Genomic DNA, 19,425 nt, shown 5'->3' on the forward strand with positions numbered 1-19,425 from the left:
AAGCGCTTACGATTCGTGCTTTCGAGTATTTAACCCGAAAAAAGTTCGTGCTTTCGAGTAGAATAGACGTTTCTATTCGTGCTTTCGAGTAACAATGGCGCGCTGCCATTCGTGCTTTCGAGTAGGAATGCACCGCATTCATTCGTGCTTTCGAGTAACAATTCGTATCCGCCGGCGAATCACCCGGCCGGATTGGTTCCCTCTGCCGCGGCCGATTCGACGATGGTGCGATGCTCGCTCAGCACCGCCTGCCCCGGCTGCGGCCGCGGCGTGATCACCACCCGATTCTGCGGCGCCTTGCGGCCGCGGCGCGGGGCGGCGCCCTCCTCCTCGGCCGCCTCGCTCTCGACCAGTTCGAGATGGTAATCGGGGATGCCGTCGGTCGCGACGATCTGCTTGAGCGCCGCCTTGAAGTTCGACAGCGGGTTTTGATAGCCGATCTGCAGGCGGAAGGTGGCGAGATCGAGATCGAGCCCGCCCTCCTCGCAGGTCGAGCGCGCCACCTCGTAGATGCGCCGCTCGATCGGCCCGAGCTGGAAGTAAGCGGCGGCATAATCGAGCACGTGGCGATCGAGCAGGATCGCGCGGAACAGCCAGTCGCACAGCCGCACCTTGACCGCCTTCAGCCGGCGCTCACCGCTCTTCGTCTTGGAATAATGGAGTTTTGCTTCGGAGAGCCATGAGAAGAAGCCCTCCTCCCCCTCCCCGCCCGCTTCGATGTTGGTCTTGATCTGCGTACCCTGCAGCCGTTCCAGCGCCTCCGACAGCCGGCCGTAGGAGCGCGCGCTATGGTTGGAGCCGGTGACCGAGAACAGATCATGCGCGGTGAAGATGAAATCCTGCTCGACATGCTCGCCCGCCTCGAGCTTCGCCGCCATCAGGCTGGCGATATAGAGCACGATCTCCTTGTCGTAGATCGTCGCGACGCCGCTCGCCGAGGGGCGCACCTCGATCGACACGGTGGCGTGATCGTAGGTCAGCGGCTTCATCCAGGCGTTCTTGGACAGCGCGAAGAAGGGAAAGGCCATCAGCGACCGCTCGCCGCGGATCTCGCCGTGCAGCGGGCTGTCGAGCGTGAACAGGTCGCGGTGCGGCACGGTACCGGCGCTGGCGGACGGGCGGGTCGGGGCAGGGGAACGGGCCATGTTCATTTCCTACTCGAAAGCACGAACTTTTGGCACCCCACACGGGATTCCCGAGGGAAAATGGGCTTGGACGCCGTCCCATTCGTGCTTTCGAGTAGGAAATGAGGGACGAGCAGCGGGTCTCGCCGGCCCATGGCTGGCTCCGGCAGGAGCAGGCGCCGCGCCCAGCATGCGCCGTACGACGCGTCTGATTGTCGACATGTCTATGCCTCGACCTTGCACTGCCAAGTCCTTCAAATCTTTGCGGGGCCAGACGCCACGAGGTCGATCTGTCGACATGTCGATAGCTCGACAAGATGGAACGGGCGCGTGCGGTGCCCTTGACCGGTGGCGGGGCGATGATACCGTCCGCGACGTCGATCAGGGAGAGACCGGGCTGGCCCCGGCGCCGAAGGAGCAACCGCCCCGGAAACTCTCAGGCAGAAGGACCGATCGACGACGACATCTGGAGAGTGGCGCCAGCCGGTGCCCGCCGACGGGATAATGATCTCAGGCGCAAGGGACAGATGGGGCATGCAGGCCGGCAGCGACCGGCGGAAGGACCGCATGCACACCGATCCCGTCACCGCGCCGCTCGACCGCAACCTCGATCGCCCGATCAGCGTCGCCGAATTGTTCACGATCGGCATCGGCCCGTCGAGCTCGCATACCGTCGGTCCGATGCGCGCCGCCTTCGACTTCGGGCAGCGCGCGCTCGGACAGGGCGCGGGGCAGGGGATAGGGCAGGGGGCTCCGGTCGGCGTCACCTGCGACCTCTACGGCAGTCTCGCGCTCACCGGGCGCGGCCATGCCACCGACACCGCGACCATCCTCGGCCTCGCCGGCTGGGAGCCCGAGCGGCTCGATCCCGATGCCGCGCCGGCGATCCTCGCCGATATCCGCGGCAACCGGCGGCTGACCCTCGCTGGCCGCCACGCTATCGCCTTCACGCCCGACGACGTCGTCTTCCACCCGCGCGACTTTCTGCCCGAACATCCCAACGGCATGACCTTCACCGCCCGCTATGCCGACGGCGCGACCTATGCCGAGACCTATTTCTCGATCGGGGGCGGCGCGATCCTGCGCAAGGGCGAACGGCTCGCCGCGGGCAACGTCGCGGTGCGTCATCCGTTCGGCTCGGGCGCCGATCTGCTCGTGCTCGGCGATGCCACCGGCCTGTCGATCGCCGAGCTCGTCCGCGCCAATGAGGAGGCGTGGCGCAGCCCCACGGAGACCGACGCCTTCCTCGACGCGGTCCGCGCCGCGATGAGCGCGTGCATTGACCGCGGCATCGCGCAGGAGGGCATATTGCCCGGCGGCCTCAAGGTGCGGCGCCGCGCCCGCGCGATCCAGCAGGGCCTCACCGGCGACACCCCCGGTCGCAACCCCGCCGAGGTGTTCGAATGGGTCAGCCTGTGGGCGCTCGCGGTCAACGAAGAGAATGCCGCCGGCGGCCGGGTGGTCACCGCGCCGACCAACGGTGCGGCCGGCGTGCTGCCCGCGGTGCTGCGCTTCTACGAGACGCTGATCGAGGGCGCCGACGACGAGGGCGCGCGCCGTTTCCTGCTTACCGCCGCGGCGATCGGCATGCTCTACAAGAAGCGCGCGTCGATCTCGGCCGCCGAAATGGGGTGCCAGGGGGAGGTGGGGGTCGCCTGTTCGATGGCGGCGGGCGCGCTCGCCGCGGTGCTCGGCGGCAGCAACCGCCAGATCGAGAATGCCGCCGAGATCGGCATGGAGCACAATCTCGGCCTCACCTGCGACCCGATTGGCGGGCTGGTGCAAATCCCGTGCATCGAGCGCAACACGATGGGCGCGGTGAAGGCGATCAACGCCGCCTATCTCGCGCTGCGCGGCGACGGCAGCCACGTCGTCAGCCTCGACGCGGTGATCGAGACGATGCGCCAGACCGGCGAGGACATGCGCTCGAAATACAAGGAGACGAGCCTCGGCGGCCTCGCCGTCAACGTGGTAGAATGTTGACGTGTCGGGGTGTCGGCGTGTCGACAGCCCTATATCCAAGCGTGGCATGACTTGAGCGGAATGCACATCGACAAACCTAATCGTCGATCCCTATGCAATCCGACATGTCGACACGGCGACATGTCGTAGCCTAGATGTGCCTGTTAACTCTTTGCAGCTAGGCACAAGCCATGCGTATTCTCGTCACCGGGGGAGCCGGCTTCATCGGCTCGGCGTTGGTCCGCCACCTGATCCGCAGCACCGGGCACGAGGTGCTGAACCTCGACGCGCTGACCTATGCCGGTACGCTGACCGCCCTCGCACCGATCGCCGACGATCCCCGCTATCGTTTCGTCCATGCCGACGTGTGCGATGCGGCGGCCGTCGGCGCCGCGATCCACGACTTCCGCCCGGACGTGATCACCCATCTGGCCGCCGAGAGCCATGTCGACCGATCGATCGATGGCCCTGGCGCCTTCGTACAGACCAACGTCGTCGGCACCTTCACGATGCTTACCGCGGCGCGTGCCTATTGGCAGGGCCTCTCACAAACCGATCGGGCAGCCTTCCGCTTCCATCACATTTCGACCGACGAGGTGTTCGGTTCGTTGGGGCCTACCGGTGCATTCACCGAAGAGACGCCCTATGATCCGCGCTCGCCCTATTCGGCGTCAAAGGCGGCATCCGATCATCTGGTCAGTGCCTGGGGCCATACGTATGACCTGCCGGTGCTCGTCACCAATTGCTCGAACAACTACGGCCCCTATCATTTTCCCGAAAAGATGATCCCGTTGATGATCGTCAAGGCCATGGCGGGAGAGGCCTTGCCTGTCTACGGGCGCGGCGAGAACGTGCGCGATTGGCTGTTCGTCGAGGATCACGTCCGCGCATTGCAAGCGGTGTTCGAACGTGGCGTCCCGGGGCGCCGCTACAATATCGGCGGCAGCGCCGAGCGACGGAATATCGACGTGGTCGAAACACTCTGTGCGACGCTTGATCGACTGCGGCCGCGCGAGAAGGGGGGCTCCTACGCCGAACAGATCGGCTTCGTTGCCGATCGTCCGGGTCACGATCAGCGCTATGCGATCGACGCTACCCGCATCCGTGCCGAACTGGGCTGGGTGCCACAGGAGAGTTTCGAAAGCGGCCTGGAAATGACGATCCGCTGGTATCTCGACAACGCAGCTTGGTGGCAGCCACTGGTCGATAGGCAAGCGGCAGACGTGCGACGCGGGCTGAATGGACAAATGGAGCGTTCGGCATGAAGGGCATTATTCTCGCCGGCGGCACCGGCACGCGGCTCCATCCTGCAACGTTGGTCGTCAACAAGCAGTTGCTGCCGGTCTACGATAAGCCAATGATCTATTACCCGCTATCTGCGCTGATGCTCGCGGGCATCCGCGAGGTTTTGATCATCTCGAGTCCCGAATATCTATCGCATTATCGAACACTGTTCGGTGATGGATCTCGGCTTGGCCTACAGATTGCTTATGCCGAGCAGCAACGTCCCGAAGGCCTGCCTCAGGCGTTTACCATTGGCCGCGAGTGGATTGCGGGCGAGCCGGTTACACTGATTCTTGGCGACAATATCTTCTTCGGCAATGGCTTGGGACCAATGCTGCGGCGCGCGGTCGCCCGTGCGGAGGCAGGCAAGGGCGGTGCGACGATCTTTTCGTATCGAGTGGAGGATCCCCAACGTTACGGCGTCATCGCCTTCGACGCGGACGGTCGCGCTGTTTCCATCGAGGAGAAGCCGGAACGCCCGCGCTCCAACCATGCGATCACCGGGCTTTACGTCTTTGATGCCCAGGTTTGCGATCATACCGTCGGCCTAACCCCTTCACCACGCGGGGAGCTGGAAATCACCGATCTGGCGCGTCGCTATATGGAGGCCGGCACGCTCCATGTCGAACCGATGGGCAGAGGCTTCGCCTGGCTCGACACCGGCACCCACGACAGCCTGCTGGAGGCGGCCGAATTCGTCCGCACCATTCAGCATCGCCAGGGTATCCAGATCGCCTGCTTGGAGGAGATCGCTTTCCTGCAAGGATTCATCACGGCCGAGGCAGCCGCGGAACAGGGCAGGGCGCTTGCCAAAACAGCCTATGGTCGCGCGATCCTGACGGCGATCGAAGAGGAAGCGTACGCACCGCTACCGTTTGGCGAACGCCGCGCTGATGACAGGCGCAGAGGCTAAGCCGGAAGATACTGATCGACAGGCCGACATGTCTACACGTCGGCCTGTCGAGCATCTTACTTGGCGAGCAGCCCCTCGGCGAAGCTGCGGACGCTCGGACCGATGTCGGCGCGGGCGAGGGCGAGGGCGAGATTGGCCTGGATATAGCCCGCCTTGTCGCCGCAATCGTAGCGCTCGCCGTCGAAGGTGAAGCCGTGGAACGGCTGCTGGCCGATCAGCTGCGCCATCGCGTCGGTGAGCTGGATTTCGCCGCCCGCTCCCTTTTCCTGGCTCTCAAGGATGCGCATCACCTCGGGCTGGAGGATGTAGCGGCCGGGGATCATCAGGTTGGACGGCGCGCTGCCCTGCTTGGGCTTCTCGACCAGCGCCTTGACCTCGGTGAGGCGGCCATCGATCGCGCCGGGCGAGATGATGCCGTATTTGTCGGTCTCGCTGTCGGCGACCTCGAGCGCACCGACGATATTGCCACCGACCTGATTATAGGCCTCGACCATCTGCGCGATGAAGCCGGGCTTGCCGACCATCAGCTCGTCGGGGAGCAGCACCGCGAACGGCTCGTCGCCGACGATCTCGCGCGCGCACCATACCGCATGGCCGAGGCCGAGCGGCTCCTGCTGGCGGACGTAGACCGGCGAGCCCGGCTTCTGGCGGATGCCCTCGATGACGCTGAGCGACTTGCCGCGCGCGCGCATCGTGTCCTCGAGCTCGTAGGAAATGTCGAAATGGTCCTCGAGCGCGCCCTTGCCGCGGCCGGTGACGAAGATGATCTGCTCGATCCCCGCCTCGAGCGCTTCCTCGACCGCATATTGGATCAGCGGCTTGTCGACGACGGTCAGCATCTCCTTGGGCATCGCCTTGGTCGCGGGAAGGAACCGCGTGCCGAGCCCGGCTACCGGAAACACCGCTTTGCGTACGCGCTTGATCGTCATGACTGGTCCCATCGATTGCTGTGGAGGCGGTCGAGACCACCCGTCGCCCGGGGGTCTAGAATGTTATGAAGACAGAAGAAATACAGTCATCCACCCATTCGTACCGGATCGGTCGCGACCCGGCGCAGGCGGGATGCCGGTTCAGCGCAGCCGGCCGGCGGCATCGTGCGCGAGCAGGCCGCGGACCTCCTCGGCATAGGCCGGGCGACGCATCCATTGATGGCGGATATGGTCGAAGGTGCGGCGGAACGCCCTTGGCGTCGGCGTCCGGAAGGGCAAAGTGAGCAGCGCCAGAACGCGCCAGGCAAGCCCCCAGCGGCCGACCCTTTGTCCCGCAGCGGTCACGCCCGAGGTAGCGACCAGGCTCGGCCAGGGCATCGTGAAATGGCCCAGCGCCGCGTCGATATCCGATTCATAGCCGCGGTTGATGAAGCCGTTCGCCTCCTTCAGCGCGCCGACCGGGCGGGTGTGGCGGATCGGGATGGCGTCGACGATCGCGAAGCGGCGGTCCTCGGGCGGCAGCGCGCTGCCCCAGACGAGGTCGATGCCGCTTTCCCAGCCGTAGTCGAACAGCGGCGCGACCTCACGCAGCGCACGCGCCGCGAAAAACGGCGCCATCATCTCGATGTAATTCACCTCCCGGAAGGTGAAGGACGGATTGCGCGCGGTGCCGGCGTAGGTGAAATAGCTGTCCCAGGTCAGGCTCGGCTGGAAGATCGTGAACCCCTCCGCCGCGCCGAGCGCGAACAGCCGGCTGAGACTGTCGGCATCGGTGTCGATGTCGTCGTCGATCAGCGCGACATAGTCATATTGGGCAATGAAATCGCTGTTGTCGGACAGCGTCGCACGCCAGCCCTGGACCTTGGTGCCGGGGATGAAGCGGTGGAACGTGCCCGCCGCGTCGAGCGGGCGGCTGTTGGGATCGAAGGAGGCGACGAGCAGATCGAAGTCGCGCGCGGAGGCCGGCGCGAGCCAGCGCTCGTGCAGACTTTTCGGTCCCGCCCGCGTGATGACCAGATTTTTCGAATTTGCCGGGCCAAGCATCAATGGGCAGTCCTGGAATGCATGATGCTCCCGTGTCTCCGCAGGGCGTACGTCGCGGCAATTCCGCCGGGGTCGGGCGCTTTATCGGCGTCGGGTAGCGCATTTCATCGTATCAATCCAGCATCCTGACGCATGCCAACCGTCCCACTTAAGCATTCCGGCGGGACGATGGCCGCATTGCCACACTGCACGGCGAATTGTGTGATATGATTGCTGAACAGTCGCGTCTTCGCCATGGCCGCATCGTCTTGCCGGTGCGGCGATCAGACCGCGGCCTGCAATTCCAGCCGGCGGATATGATCCAGCAACTCAGGCTCGTTCCACAGCCGCCGTTCGAGATAGGATTTGGCGATCTGCTTGACTTTGTAGGCGGCGCGCCGGCGCAGATCTAGCGCCGCACAATATTCTCTGATCTCGGGGAACTCGCGGGCGATGGCGAGATAGGGCTTGTGCCACGACCGTCCCCACGGCGCATAAGCGCCCTGCCATGGGCGTGGATTGGACATGAAATGGACGATCGCCGGGGGGGCGATGGTGTCGATGCCGTAACCGAGCACGAACCCCGGGAAATTCCACCGGATCGAGGCGTAATCGCGGCGGCCGTCGGTGACCCGGTTGATGATCGTCTGATCCTCGAAGTGCAGCGCGCTCGACGCCGCACCGATCTGCGCCAGCGCCTCGCGCGAGATCGCCGCCCAGCTCGCCCGGTTGACCCGGAACACGCCGCTGTTGACGTAATTCTCGCCGAATGCGGTGATCTCGTCCTCGAAATCGCCGCGCAGCCGGGCAATACCGCTGAGATAGATCATCGGGTCGCGCACCGCGCACAACCCGCCGTCCTGCGGCTGGAAGTCGAGCAGCGGGGTCAGGTCGCCGACGACCTGCGTATCGCCGTCGAGATAGAGGATCTCCGCATAGTCGGCCGGCAGCAGCTGATCGAGGAACAGGCGCGCGTTCATGATGTGCAGATCGCCGAGGAAGGCCGGATCCTCCCAGCGATACGCGATCCCCTTGGCGGCGCAGACATGCGCGATGCGGCGGCTTTCCTCACCCGGTTCGCGGGTCAGATCGTAGACGATGACGTCCCAATGCGCCGGCGAAAACTGCCGCGCCTGTATTGCGCTGACCAGCGATTGGAACAGATACCCCTGGTTCGCTATGTAGCAAATGCACGATCGCGGCGGGGAAGAATTGACAGTCACGTAAATTCCTTTGCGGCCACTCTGTGTGACGGACGACCGACCGCCGTCAATACGTTCGTGGAACCGATGTCCGTGCCGCGCCGCTGGTGACATTTTTCGCAGTCACTCAAGACGCTAGCCTCCTCCCTCAGTGCAACCGGCATAACGGATGTCGCGACCCGCGGTAAGGGAGGGAAGGGAACGACGTGGCTCATCGAGCCATCATATTGGCGTATTATTTTCCGCGGCCGGCGGGAGATAGCGGATAGGTCAATTCTCCTGTGCCAAAATCGGACGCGGGGCGCGATGGGTAGCGCCGGACCGCGGACTGGCTTAAAGAAAGTCTGACCGCTGCGTTAACCGTCGGATCGACTGGCGCGGTGGTGCGTAGACGCGCGGCGCACCGGACGGTGGCGCCGACCGTGACGACGATGCGGCGTATCGAGGTTGCCAGCCGGGCAAGAGACCCGGCGATGGCCCGCAAAGGGCCGGCACGCTGCTCCCCAACGATGGAAGGCAAAGGTGGCCATGATCCCATTCCTGCCCAGGACCCGCATCGACCGCACGCGTTCGGTCCGCACGCACGCCGAGCGCAGCCGCCTGCTGTCGGCCGGCATGACCGGCTGCGCGGCCCTGACGCTGGCCACCACCGCCGCCTGTACGCCGCTGCCCCGATGCGCCGCGACGATCGATCTGCGCCAGTATCGCCAGACCTTCGACGAACCGTTCGACACGCTCGACGTCTCCGCGCGCGGCCCGGGCACGCGCTGGACCGCGCATACGCCGTGGAACGGCGATTTCGGCTCCTCGACCTTCGTCGACCCGCAGCCGGGCTTTCCCTTCTCGGTCCGCGACGGTCTGCTGACCATCCACATGAAGCGCGATGCGCAGGGCAGATGGCATTCGGGACTGTTGTCGTCGAGCGACGCACAGGGCCGCGGCTTCCTGCAGCGCACCGGCTATTTCGAGATGCGCGCGATCCTGCCCAAGGGCGACGGCGTCTGGCCGGCGTTCTGGCTCGGCTCGCTCGGCAAGAAGGGCGAGACGACGCCGGAGATCGACGTGCTCGAACATTACGGCCGCGATCCCGCCACCTTCCTCGCCACCACGCATCTGTGGACCGACGGCAAGAGCCGCGACCAGGGCCCCAAGGTGGTGCGGGTACCGCCGGATTCGCTGACCACGGGGATGCATCGCTATGGCGTCAGCGTCGAGAAGGATGCGATCAACGTCTTCCTCGATGGCCGCTCGGTCGCCTGTTTTGCGTCGGCCCCCGAGTATCTGAAACCCAAGATGCTGCTCCTCAACCTGGGCGCGGGTGGCGGCTGGCCGATCGACAAGATGCCCGACGATCGCGCGATGACGGTCGATTACGTGCGCGCCTACGTCAAACGCCCCCGCCCGTGAGCCCCGTCAGTGATTTGCAATGTCGCGATGGTAAGCTCGCTGCCAAGAGATTGAGATAGGACGATGATCATGAAGGTTCATGTCCACCTGGCCTATGGCTTCGGCGAGGATCGGTGGGGTCGCAGGTTCGACAGCGGTGAGCTGATCGGCGTCAACGAACGCGACCCTTATGGCTATCGCCATGCCATGCCGATGGTCGAGGCGATGACCAAGTCGGTCGATCATCCCGAAGGCCGATTGGGCCGGCTGGTGCGGCTCGGGCTGCGCGCCGTGCTCGGCTTCGATGTCCTGCACGCCTGGCGCAACCGCCGGGCGATGCGCGCGGCCGATGTCGTCTGGACGCACACCGAATCGCAGCATCTCGCGGTTAGCCAAGTGTTTGCGCTGCAGCGGCTCACGCCGGCGGAACGGCCCAAGCTGCTCGCGCAGAGCGTCTGGCTGATGGATGGCTGGGACCGGTTGTCGGGTCTGCGCCGTGCCTATTACCGCCGGCTGATGCGCAGTGCCGACATGCTCACTTTCCATTCGCAGGAAAATCTCGAGATGGCGCGCCAGCGCCTCGCCGACCGGCCGAGCGAATTGGTGCTGTTCGGGATCAACGCGAGCGAGCAGACGCCGCCCGTGCGCGGTCAGGCGGGCGATCCGCAGCGGATCATAGCGGTCGGCAACGACGTGCATCGCGACTGGCCGACGCTGATCCAGGCGGTGGCGCGCCATCCCGACTGGCGGCTGCGCATCGTCTCGACCAAATGTCCCGCGGCGCTCGCCGAGGGGATCGCCAACGTCGAGATCGCCGGGGTCGACAATAACGACGACCTCAAGGCGCTGTATCGTCAGGCGACGATCGCGATCGTGCCGCTGTCGCCCAACGCCCATGCCTCGGGGATCACCGTCCTGCAGGAGGCGGCGCTCAACGGCGTCGCCGCGATCGCCAGCGACGTCGGCGGGCTGCGCGATTATTTCGATGCAGATGCGGTGACTTATTATGCCAGCGGCGATGTCGACGGGCTCGAACAGGCGATCGACGGGCTCTTGTCGGACTCCGAGAAGCGCTACGCCCAGGCGGTCGCCGCGCAGCACCGGATGGGGCCGGACGGGCTCAGCTCCTACGCCTTCGCACGCCGCCATGTCGAAATTTCCCAATCACTTGTCGGTGAGACGCGATCGCCTGCCGGGCGTCGGCAAGCGGCGGTCGCATGATCGGGCACCGGACCGCGCGTTTCCCGACATGAGACAGGCCGCATCGGCCATCTGTGCCGATCTGGGCACACTTGTGATGGAATTATCTACCGTTATCAGGATGGTATGATGTAGCGCCGGCAAAACCGGCCATGATGCCGAGTGGCGCGCGAATTATTTCGGCGGTATTAACCTTACCGCAACGGGCGCGGTGCGATTGGGCTGGTGAAGGGGTTGTCGTTATGTATCTAACCCAGGAAAGGGGCGGTGAACCGCGCGTGTCCGATCGCCCATCCGAAAATCATGTTAATGAGATGATCCTGCGCATGCTCGATCTCGTCGTTGGCATCATCGCCATCATCGTCTTCGCTCCTTTGCTGATCGGTCTGGCGATCGCGATCTATGCTAGCGATCCCGGACCGCTGATCTTCGCGCAGCCGCGGATCGGGCGGAACGGGCGCGAATTCCGCTGCCTCAAGTTCCGCACCATGGTGGTCGACGCGACCGACCGGCTCGAGCAATTGCTCGCCAACGATCCCGCCGCGCGCGCCGAATGGGCGCGCGACCACAAGTTGCGCAACGACCCGCGCATCACCCCGCTCGGCCGCTTCCTGCGCAAGAGCAGCCTCGACGAGCTGCCGCAGTTCTTCAACCTGATCAACGGCACGATGAGCATCGTCGGACCGCGGCCGATCGTGAACGCCGAAGTGGTCCGCTACGGCCGCCGCTTCCAGGATTATTGCCGGGTGCGGCCGGGCATCACCGGCCTGTGGCAGGTCAGCGGGCGCAGCGACACGACCTACCGGCGCCGCGTCGCGCTCGACGTCGCTTATTCGAAGCATCGTTCGCTCGGGCTCAATATCAAGATCATGATGATGACGGTGCCTGCGGTGCTGGCGGCCAAGGGCAGCCGCTAGAGCCGCGACGGACGCGAGAAGGGGGAACGGATTGCGCAAGGACATGACCGGCGGACCCGCGGGGGCGGGGCGGCTGCTCGTCAACGGGCGGTTCCTCTATGCCCGGCCGACCGGCGTCCAGCGCGTCGCCACCGCCTTGCTCCACCAATTGGGCGCGCGCCGCGACGAGCTGCTGCGCCTGTTCCCCGCCGGGGTGCAGGTCGAGGCGCCGCGCGGCGATGCCGCGGCGACGATCGCGAGCCTGCCGGTGCATCAGGCCGGTCGTCGCGGCGGCCAGATCTGGGAACAATTCACGCTGCCGCGGCAGGGGAGGGGGGACGTCATCCTGTCGCTCTCCAACGTCGGGCCGCTCGCCGCGGCGCGCGGCATCACGATGATCCACGACGCGCAGGTCTATACCGCGCCGCAATCCTATTCGTCCGCCTTCGTGCGCTGGTATCGCTTCCTGCTGCCGCGGCTCGGCCGCCGCAACCTGCAGATCCTGACCGTCTCGCATTTCTCCAAGCAGCAGCTCGTCGACCACAAGGTCGCGCGCGCCGACAGGATCACCGTGATCCCCAACGGCGTCGACCATATCCTCGGCTTCGCCAGCGATGCCGGCGCCGTCCGCCGCCTCGGGCTTACCGAGCGCCGCTATGTCGTCGCGCTGGCGACGACGCAGCCGCACAAGAACATCGCGGTGCTGCTGCGTGCCTTCGCCGACGGCGCGATGGGCGACGTCCGGCTGGTGCTGCTCGGCAAGGCGAGCGCCGACGAGATGCGCGCGGCCTATCCCTTCCTGCCCGACGACGTGCTGTTCACCGGCATGATCGACGACGGCGAGCTGCGCGGCCTGCTCGAGACCGCTTTGTGTTTCGCGATGCCTTCGACGACCGAGGGCTTCGGCCTGCCGCCGCTCGAGGCGATGATCCTCGGTACCCCGGCGGTCGTCGCGCCGTGCGGCGCGCTGCCCGAAGCCTGCGGGGAGGGGGCGCTCTACGCCGACCCCGACCAGCCCGACGCATGGCGGACGCAGATCCGCAGCCTGCGCGACGATCCCGCGTTGCGCGCGCGGATGAGCGAGGCCGGCGCGGCGCAGGCCGCCACCTTCACCTGGGCGCGCGCCGGCGACCTGCTGGTCGACGCGCTGCGCCGCTGCCTGCCGGGGCAGCGCGCATGAGCCCGCACACCCTGTTTGGCCAGTCAAGGAGCGCCCGATGAAGGTCGCCATCGTCATCGCCAGCGTCGGCCGCCCGGTCGAGCTCGCCCGCTGGGTCGACCATGCCCGCCGCCAGACGCTGACGCCGAGCGAGATCATCTTCTCGATCGCCTCGGACGCCGACCTTCCGGCGGGCTTCGCCGATCCGTCGGTCAAGGTGCTGCGCGGGCCGAAGGGCTCGTGCCACCAGCGCAACTCGGGGCTCGATGCGCTGACCAGCGCGCCCGACGTGGTCGCCTTCTTCGACGACGATTACGTGCCGAGCCGGCGCTGCATCGAGGGGATCGCCGCGGTGTTCACGGCGCATCCCGATCTGGTCGGCACCAGCGGGCAGCTGCTTGCCGACGGCATCCATAGCGCCGGCGTCGACTACGAGACGGCGACGACGATGGTCGAGGCCTATGATGCCGAGGACCCGCCGATCGATACCTCGCTGATCAAGGCCATGGGCACCTATGGCTGCAACATGGCGTTCCGCTGCGCGGCGATCGGCGACGTCCGCTTCGACGAGAAGCTGCCGCTCTATGCCTGGCAGGAGGACGTCGACTTCTCACGGCGGTTGCGCAGCCGCGGCCGCGTGGAACGCACGCATGGCTTCGTCGGGGTGCACCAGGGGGTCAAAGGCGGTCGCAGCCCGGGTCTGCGCCTCGGCTATTCGCAGGTCGCCAACCCGCTCTATCTCATCCGCAAGGGGACCATGGCGCCAAGCGACGCCTTGTGGCTGATGATGCGCAACGTCGGCAGCAACCACGTCAAGGCGTTCACCCCCGAGCCGTGGGTCGATCGCAAGGGCCGCGTCGCGGGCAATTGGCGCGCGGTGAAGGATCTGCTGACCGGCAAGCTGCGCCCGGACCGGATCCTCGACTTCTAGGAACGGCGAGCGGCGGCTCAGTCGCTGCGGATGGCCGTGCCGCTCTGCGGGAAAGCGAGGCTGGCCGGGGCGAGGGCGCAGGGCTCGGCGCGCCGTGCCGCCGCGACCATGGTCATGCCGCCCCGCGTCGTCCGCTTCAGCCTCGACAGGACCAGCGCGGTTACCGAAAACCAGCCCAGAGCGATCACCGCGAAGGCGATGAGCAAGATGTCGGTGAACCCCGCGACGATCATCAGCGCGCAGGCCGCGGCGAAGAAATCCCGCATCGTCAGATGAATGAAGAATTCGGTGAGCCGCGACGTACGTCGGCCGTTGCGCAGCTGCCGTTTGATGACGTCGAAGTTCATCGCCTCGCCCATCGCGCTCGCATGTCTGCCGATCAGCAGGAGGCCGGCGGCCAGCGTGACCAATGCGATGCCGCCCGCAACCGCGCTCGTCACGTCGCCGGCCATGGCGACATTGACGGTCACGCCGGTGATGAACGCCAGGTTGGTGAAGGCATCGATGACGCTGTCCAGCGTCGCGCCGAGTTCCGACGTGCGATAGGTCGCGCGCGCGATCTCGCCGTCGACGCCGTCGAAGATCGAGGCGGCCTGGAACAGCAAGGCCCCCAGGATCAGCCCGGTACCGTCGCCGAGGAACAGGGCGAACGCCATCGCCAGACCCAGCAGGGCGGTGCCGAGGCTGGCATGGAACGGGGTGACGGCCGGGATGCGCAGTAACTGATGACTGATCGCCCGCGAGATCGGGCGGTTGATGTAGCGGGACACGATGCCGTCGCCCCCCTTGCCGGTCGCGGCGAGCACGTCGCGGCTCGCGCGGCGGAGCAGCTTGAAGGCCGCCGCCTGCGGCAGGAGCGCGGACGACAGCGATACCCGGTCCTTGACGCAGGCGTCGAACAGCGCCGGGAGCACGTTCTCGCGCCCGGGACCGCTATGTCGTTGTGCCAATGCCGCGACGAACGTCTCGCCACGCACCGTCAGCCTCTCGTCGTCCGAAGGTACGATCGCGAAACCGAGCCGGAGATCCGGCGCCAGCCGCCGGCATTCCGCGAGCAGCGCGTCGCCGGGCACCCATGGTTCGTCGACGACGATCGAACACCGGCGGATGCCGTCCTGCTCCGCGATCCCGGCGATCGCCTGCGCGGCGCGGGCCGCGGCGGGAATGCCGGCAACGCGATATTCCGCGGTCGCCGCACTCGAAAAGACAAGGATGATCTGGGGCAAGTCGCTCGTTCCCGCTGGTGCGTCGCTGGGTTGACGGAACGGCGGCAGCAAAACCTTGGTCAAAAGCGCCGGACCGGGGCGTCTGCCAGCAATTGGCGGTAGAGCGCCAGATTGGCCGCGGCGAAATTACGCCAGCGCAGCGCGCGCGCCCGCGTCAGGCCGGCGGCCCGCATCCGTTCGGCGCGAGCGGGCGAACGCACCACCGCCAGCAGCCGGTCGGCGATCGACCCGATGTCGTGCGGATCGGCAAGCAGCGCCGCACCCCCCGCGACCTCCGGCATCGACGAGGTCATGCTGGTGACGACCGGGCAGCCGCTCGCCATCGCCTCGGCGACGGGATTGCCGAAGCCTTCGGCGAAGGAGGGATGCAGCAGCACCCGTGCGGCGCCGTACAGCGTCACCAGCGCATCGCTGCCGACGACGGGGAGGAAGTGGACCCGCTCGCCGATACCGAGCGCCTGCGCCAGGCTCTCGAGTCGGACCCGCCCCGCACCACGCCGCTGCACCATGACCAGATCGATGTCGCGATCGTCGGCGAAGGCGGCGGCAAAGCCGCGCATCGCGCCTTCGTGGTTCTTGTACGGCGCGTCCTGTCCGACGGTCAGCACGAAGGGGCGCCCGGGTGTCAGGCCCAGCGCCGCCAGCGCCGCAGGGTCCGGTGCGACCGGCCGGAAATGATCGGAGACGCCCGACAGCGTCACCGTCGTCCGCGCCGCCACGTCCGGATCATAAGCGGCGAGCTGCGTCGCGGTCGCCGTGCTGATCGCCGCGATCGCATCGGCGGTGCGGATCGCGCGGCGCAGGCCGTGGCCGTAGAAGAGCCGCTCCACCTCGCCGCGCAGGCCGGTACGGCACCAGGCGGGATGCGTCAGCCGCATGATGTCGTGGATCGTCACGAGGCAGGGCATCGGCAGACCCGCCGGCATGATGTTGAAGGTGGCGTGGAACAGGTCGACCTGCGACAGATCGACCACCTCGGGCAGCCACCACATCGTCGCCGGACCATTGGCCGCCTGCCACACCCGCTGCTCGACCACGTTGGGCGCGTCGCTCAGCCGGCCGCGATGCGCGGGGTGGCGCAGCAGCAGGAAGCGCAGGTCCGGCGCCAGCGCCGGCACGTGGTCGATCAGGCCGCGCACCACCTCGGCGATGCCGCTCGGCCGGGGACCGATATAGCGGCAGTCGATACAGATCGTCGGCATCGGCACGGGGCGGCGCTCATTGCACCGCGTTGTTGATGCCGGTGACCGAGAAGGCGGCGCTCGACACGATGTTGAGGAATTTCTGGAGATCGGCGATCGGCGCGTTCGAGACGTAGAGCACGTCGCGGTCGCGGATGCCGAAATCCTGCGCGGTGAAGAAGGACGCGCCCTGACCGAGGTCGAGCCGGTAGACGACCGGCACCAGCCCCTCGGCGGTGCGCCGCGCCGTCCGCGCCATCTCGGGATCGAGCACCTCGGGATGTTCGAGGCGGAAGACGAAGACGCTGCGCACGTCGGCGCGATCGTCGCGCAACCCGCCGATCCGGCCGAGCGCCTGCGCCAGCGAGATACCGCCGCCCTCGAACGGCACTTCGGCATTCTGGCCGACCGCCCCCAGCGCGATAAAACTATAGGGCTGGAAGATCGCGGTGATGACGTCGCCGGCCTGCAACATGACGTTCTGCGTCGGATCGCGGACGATCGCGTCGAGCGGCATCGCCGCGGTGCGGCCGGCGCGGGTGAGCTGGACGGTCGTCTTGGCGACGGGCTGGCGCGACCCGCCCGAGGCGGCGAGCGCATCGAGCAGGCGTTCGCCGCGCGGGGTCAGCGGCATGCGGCGGGTCGCGCCGACCTCGCCCATCACCGTCACCGCGCGACTGTCGTTCTGCGCCAGCCGCACGATCGCCTGCGGGCTGTGCGCGCGCCCCGCCAGCCGTGCGACGATCGTGCGCGCGACCGCCTGCGGGGTCGATCCGCGCACCGCGACGCTGCCGACGAACGGGATGGTGATCGTGCCGTCCTCGCCGACCACCTGTTGCGGGATGCCGGCGCTCTGCGCGATGGCGCTGCCGATATTGGCGCCGGGGGGCGTCGCGCCGAACAGCACCGCGGGCGGCGCCTCCCAGATCGCGATGTCGAGGACGTCGCCGACGCCGATCACCGTGCTGGTCGGCGCAACCACGCCGAACACGTCGGCGAACCGCTGCGCGCGGGCGAAGGCGGCCGCGCGGCGCGCGGTCGCCTCGTCGAGCGGCACGACGCTGATGCCGCGGTCGGCGGCGGTGCCGGGACGGGCGGCCCGGCCGATCGCCTTGGCGGAGGGGCCGGAGCCGCCGATCGTCGAACAGCCGGTCGCGAGCAGCAGGAGGAGCGCGGCCGACAGGCGCGGCGGGATGGGCATCAGAGGAACCTCTCGTAGAGCGCGGCGAGGCGCGCCCGGTAACGGTCGGGAGAGAAGAGCGCGGCCTGGACGAGGCCGCGGCGCGCGAGATCGGCACGCAGATCGGCATCGGCGTCGAGCGCGCGCAGCCCGGCGCCGATCGCGGCGGTGTCATAGGGATCGACCGCGAGCGCGGCGTCGCCCGCCACCTCGGGCAGCGACGAGGTGTTCGAGCAGAGCACCGGCGTGCCGAGCAGCATCGCCTCGAGCACCGGCAGGCCGAACCCTTCGTAGAGCGAGGGGAAGAGCGCCGCCTTGGCGCCGCGGATCAGGCTGACGAGCAGGCCGAACGGCGCATAGGGAAGCTGGATGATGCGGCCGCGGCGCACGTCGCCCTTGGCGGGCCTGCCGTTGGCGAGCGCGTCGAGCAGGCGCAACTCGCCCTCGGCGCGCCAGGCGCGGGCACCGACGATGACGAGCGGCGTCGTCAGCCCGCTCGCCATATAGGCCTCGACGATGCGGCCGATGTTCTTCTTGGGCTCGATCGAGCCCCAGAAGAGGAAATAGTCCTTGTAGCCCGCGCCGATCGCACCCTCGACCTCGCGCGCGACCTGCTCTTCCGGCGTGTCGAGATAGCGGGCGGGGATGTCGACCGCCTGATAGGTGTTGGTGATCCGCTCGGGGGCGATGCCGGTCAGCTCGATGATGTCGCGGCGCGAGCATTCGGAAACGGTGACGAGGTGGTCCGCGGTGCGCGCGATCGTCCGCAGCAGCGCGAGATAGCGGCGTTTGTCGTCGAGCGTCGTATAGGGCAGCCGCAGCGGCACGAGATCGTGCAGCGTGAACAGATTGGCCGCGCCCGGGACGCGCAGCGGCAAGGGATAGGTCCAATGCGCGAGGTCGGGCTGCACCGGCAGGCGGACCGCGGTGGTCCGCCCCCAGGCGTGGAAGCGGCCGTTGGCGCGGCGGAACACGTCGGTGGCATTGTAGAGCGTGTCGTAATGCGGCAGCCGCGCGCCGAACTGGCGCGTCACCACCCGCCCGGTCACCGGCACCGCCGCGGCGCGCGAGGCCAGCGGCGACAACAGGCCGGCAAGGTCGCGCAGGCGGCCCTGCCGCTTGGCGGTGCCGCTGTCGAAGAAGCCGATCTCGCGCAGCAGGGGCTCGCGCGCCGCCAGCCCCTGATGGCCGTAGAGCACCGAGGTGCGATGCCCGAGCCGCCCGACCTCATAACTGAGGTTGCGCGCATAGGTGGCGACGCCGGTGCCCTTCTCCAGCCCGAGATTGTAGCCGTCGATCAGGACGTGTTTCATACGAATGCCCGTTGGGTGGCGGGCCAGTCGCGGAACGCGCCCGCCGCGGCCGCGGCCGGCCACAACGGCGCGTCGGTCGGCAGCGTCGCGACGACGGTCGCGCCGTCGGCCGGGGGGAGATGCGCGAAGACGAGGACGCGGATCGTCTCGGCGTCGGTATCGGCCGCATCCGGAGCGGCGTCGGCGGCATCGGCGAAGCGCGGATCGGCGATCATCGCCGCGGCGAGCGCGTCGCAGCTGGCGTAACGGCGCAGCAGCGCGACCATCTCGGTATCCGCGACCGTCGCGCCGGGCCACAACAGCCAGGCCAGCGCATCGACGTCGGGACGGCCGGGCACCTGCGTAGCCGCCGGTCCCTTGCGATAAGGATGAATCGGCCAGGCGGCGGGCTCGGCGCCGCCCTGCGCGACGACGAAACGGAGATGCTCGACGACGTCCGCGGCGGGTTCGCCGAGCGCGCAGGCGGTGCGGTACGAGGCCTCGGCACGCGCGAAATGCCCGCCCTCCTTGGCGACA

General features: G+C 67.3%; 16 protein-coding genes and 1 riboswitch. Of the genes, 8 read left to right on the forward strand and 8 right to left on the reverse strand.

Features of this window, described 5'->3' with window-relative positions:
• Positions 1-179: 179 nt before the first annotated feature.
• Positions 180-1,145, reverse strand: coding sequence for a replication initiator protein A (locus MC45_RS17735; RefSeq protein WP_052075875.1), 966 nt, complete (start codon positions 1,143-1,145; stop codon positions 180-182).
• Between the two features lie 351 nt (positions 1,146-1,496).
• Positions 1,497-1,586, forward strand: a riboswitch (glycine riboswitch).
• A gap of 105 nt (positions 1,587-1,691) precedes the next feature.
• On the opposite strand from MC45_RS17735, the gene MC45_RS17740 reads away from it, so the two are divergent.
• From MC45_RS17740 to rfbA, 3 genes are all read left to right on the forward strand, one after another.
• Positions 1,692-3,107 carry an L-serine ammonia-lyase gene (locus MC45_RS17740; protein ID WP_081974594.1) on the forward strand — a complete coding sequence of 472 codons (1,416 nt, stop codon included), beginning with the start codon at positions 1,692-1,694 and terminating at the stop codon, positions 3,105-3,107.
• 170 nt (positions 3,108-3,277) lie between these two features.
• On the forward strand, positions 3,278-4,351 hold the full coding sequence (rfbB, locus tag MC45_RS17745; RefSeq protein ID WP_041394043.1) for a dTDP-glucose 4,6-dehydratase: 1,074 nt from the start codon (positions 3,278-3,280) through the stop codon (positions 4,349-4,351).
• Positions 4,348-5,283, forward strand: coding sequence for a glucose-1-phosphate thymidylyltransferase RfbA (gene rfbA, locus MC45_RS17750; protein ID WP_041394044.1), 936 nt, complete (start codon positions 4,348-4,350; stop codon positions 5,281-5,283). The genes rfbB and rfbA overlap by 4 nt, the downstream gene beginning before the upstream one ends.
• A gap of 56 nt (positions 5,284-5,339) precedes the next feature.
• Here the strand turns inward: rfbA and galU are convergent, their stop codons facing one another.
• The 3 genes from galU to MC45_RS17765 all read right to left on the reverse strand — a co-directional run bounded on the left by galU (position 5,340) and on the right by MC45_RS17765 (position 8,458).
• Complete coding sequence (galU, locus tag MC45_RS17755) at positions 5,340-6,212, reverse strand: UTP--glucose-1-phosphate uridylyltransferase GalU (RefSeq protein ID WP_041394046.1); 873 nt, start codon at positions 6,210-6,212, stop codon at positions 5,340-5,342.
• A 141-nt stretch (positions 6,213-6,353) separates the two neighbouring features.
• A complete protein-coding gene (locus MC45_RS18685) occupies positions 6,354-7,256 on the reverse strand; it encodes a hypothetical protein (protein ID WP_052075852.1) in 903 nt (300 codons plus the stop codon).
• A gap of 263 nt (positions 7,257-7,519) precedes the next feature.
• The gene (locus MC45_RS17765; protein WP_052075853.1) at positions 7,520-8,458 is read right to left on the reverse strand and encodes a glycosyltransferase family 8 protein; all 939 of its coding nucleotides are present in this window, start codon (positions 8,456-8,458) and stop codon (positions 7,520-7,522) included.
• Between the two features lie 507 nt (positions 8,459-8,965).
• Between MC45_RS17765 and MC45_RS17770 the strand changes: the two genes are divergently transcribed.
• From MC45_RS17770 to MC45_RS17790, 5 genes are all read left to right on the forward strand, one after another.
• Positions 8,966-9,844: a glycoside hydrolase family 16 protein gene (locus tag MC45_RS17770; RefSeq protein ID WP_052075854.1), complete on the forward strand. Its 879-nt coding sequence runs from the start codon at positions 8,966-8,968 to the stop codon at positions 9,842-9,844.
• A 69-nt stretch (positions 9,845-9,913) separates the two neighbouring features.
• Complete coding sequence (locus MC45_RS17775; protein ID WP_041394192.1) at positions 9,914-11,044, forward strand: glycosyltransferase family 4 protein; 1,131 nt, start codon at positions 9,914-9,916, stop codon at positions 11,042-11,044.
• 293 nt (positions 11,045-11,337) lie between these two features.
• On the forward strand, positions 11,338-11,940 hold the full coding sequence (locus MC45_RS17780) for a sugar transferase (RefSeq protein ID WP_245640936.1): 603 nt from the start codon (positions 11,338-11,340) through the stop codon (positions 11,938-11,940).
• Between the two features lie 43 nt (positions 11,941-11,983).
• The gene (locus MC45_RS17785) at positions 11,984-13,099 is read left to right on the forward strand and encodes a glycosyltransferase family 4 protein (RefSeq protein WP_041394048.1); all 1,116 of its coding nucleotides are present in this window, start codon (positions 11,984-11,986) and stop codon (positions 13,097-13,099) included.
• Positions 13,100-13,136: 37 nt separating this feature from the next.
• On the forward strand, positions 13,137-14,009 hold the full coding sequence (locus MC45_RS17790) for a glycosyltransferase family 2 protein (RefSeq protein ID WP_041394050.1): 873 nt from the start codon (positions 13,137-13,139) through the stop codon (positions 14,007-14,009).
• Positions 14,010-14,026: 17 nt separating this feature from the next.
• Here MC45_RS17790 and MC45_RS17795 read toward each other — a convergent pair whose 3' ends face one another.
• From MC45_RS17795 to MC45_RS17810, 4 genes are read right to left on the reverse strand one after another with little or no spacing between them, the layout of a single operon-like run.
• Positions 14,027-15,235, reverse strand: a complete 1,209-nt coding sequence (locus MC45_RS17795) for a CDP-alcohol phosphatidyltransferase family protein (protein WP_041394052.1) — start codon at positions 15,233-15,235, stop codon at positions 14,027-14,029.
• A 59-nt stretch (positions 15,236-15,294) separates the two neighbouring features.
• A complete protein-coding gene (locus MC45_RS17800) occupies positions 15,295-16,437 on the reverse strand; it encodes a glycosyltransferase family 4 protein (protein WP_041394053.1) in 1,143 nt (380 codons plus the stop codon).
• Between the two features lie 16 nt (positions 16,438-16,453).
• The gene (locus MC45_RS17805; protein ID WP_041394055.1) at positions 16,454-17,617 is read right to left on the reverse strand and encodes a polysaccharide biosynthesis/export family protein; all 1,164 of its coding nucleotides are present in this window, start codon (positions 17,615-17,617) and stop codon (positions 16,454-16,456) included.
• A complete protein-coding gene (locus MC45_RS17810; protein ID WP_179944598.1) occupies positions 17,617-18,909 on the reverse strand; it encodes a glycosyltransferase family 4 protein in 1,293 nt (430 codons plus the stop codon). The genes MC45_RS17805 and MC45_RS17810 overlap by 1 nt, the downstream gene beginning before the upstream one ends.
• Between the last annotated feature and the right edge of the window lie 516 nt (positions 18,910-19,425).

Origin of the sequence: Sphingomonas taxi (assembly GCF_000764535.1) — a bacterium.
Classification (GTDB): Bacteria; Pseudomonadota; Alphaproteobacteria; order Sphingomonadales; family Sphingomonadaceae; genus Sphingomonas; species Sphingomonas taxi.

Excerpts from the sequence above, each read along its gene's own strand:
- rfbB (WP_041394043.1), top strand. The coding sequence starts at position 3,278 with ATGCGTATTCTCGTCACCGGGGGAGCCGGCTTCATCGGCTCGGCGTTG.
- MC45_RS17810 (WP_179944598.1), bottom strand. The coding sequence starts at position 18,909 with ATGAAACACGTCCTGATCGACGGCTACAATCTCGGGCTGGAGAAGGGC.
- galU (WP_041394046.1), bottom strand. The coding sequence starts at position 6,212 with ATGACGATCAAGCGCGTACGCAAAGCGGTGTTTCCGGTAGCCGGGCTC.
- MC45_RS17780 (WP_245640936.1), top strand. The coding sequence starts at position 11,338 with ATGATCCTGCGCATGCTCGATCTCGTCGTTGGCATCATCGCCATCATC.
- MC45_RS17740 (WP_081974594.1), top strand. The coding sequence starts at position 1,692 with ATGCACACCGATCCCGTCACCGCGCCGCTCGACCGCAACCTCGATCGC.
- MC45_RS17785 (WP_041394048.1), top strand. The coding sequence starts at position 11,984 with ATGACCGGCGGACCCGCGGGGGCGGGGCGGCTGCTCGTCAACGGGCGG.
- rfbA (WP_041394044.1), top strand. The coding sequence starts at position 4,348 with ATGAAGGGCATTATTCTCGCCGGCGGCACCGGCACGCGGCTCCATCCT.
- MC45_RS17735 (WP_052075875.1), bottom strand. The coding sequence starts at position 1,145 with ATGGCCCGTTCCCCTGCCCCGACCCGCCCGTCCGCCAGCGCCGGTACC.
- MC45_RS17790 (WP_041394050.1), top strand. The coding sequence starts at position 13,137 with ATGAAGGTCGCCATCGTCATCGCCAGCGTCGGCCGCCCGGTCGAGCTC.
- MC45_RS17800 (WP_041394053.1), bottom strand. The coding sequence starts at position 16,437 with ATGCCGACGATCTGTATCGACTGCCGCTATATCGGTCCCCGGCCGAGC.
- MC45_RS17805 (WP_041394055.1), bottom strand. The coding sequence starts at position 17,617 with ATGCCCATCCCGCCGCGCCTGTCGGCCGCGCTCCTCCTGCTGCTCGCG.
- MC45_RS18685 (WP_052075852.1), bottom strand. The coding sequence starts at position 7,256 with ATGCTTGGCCCGGCAAATTCGAAAAATCTGGTCATCACGCGGGCGGGA.
- MC45_RS17775 (WP_041394192.1), top strand. The coding sequence starts at position 9,914 with ATGAAGGTTCATGTCCACCTGGCCTATGGCTTCGGCGAGGATCGGTGG.
- MC45_RS17770 (WP_052075854.1), top strand. The coding sequence starts at position 8,966 with ATGATCCCATTCCTGCCCAGGACCCGCATCGACCGCACGCGTTCGGTC.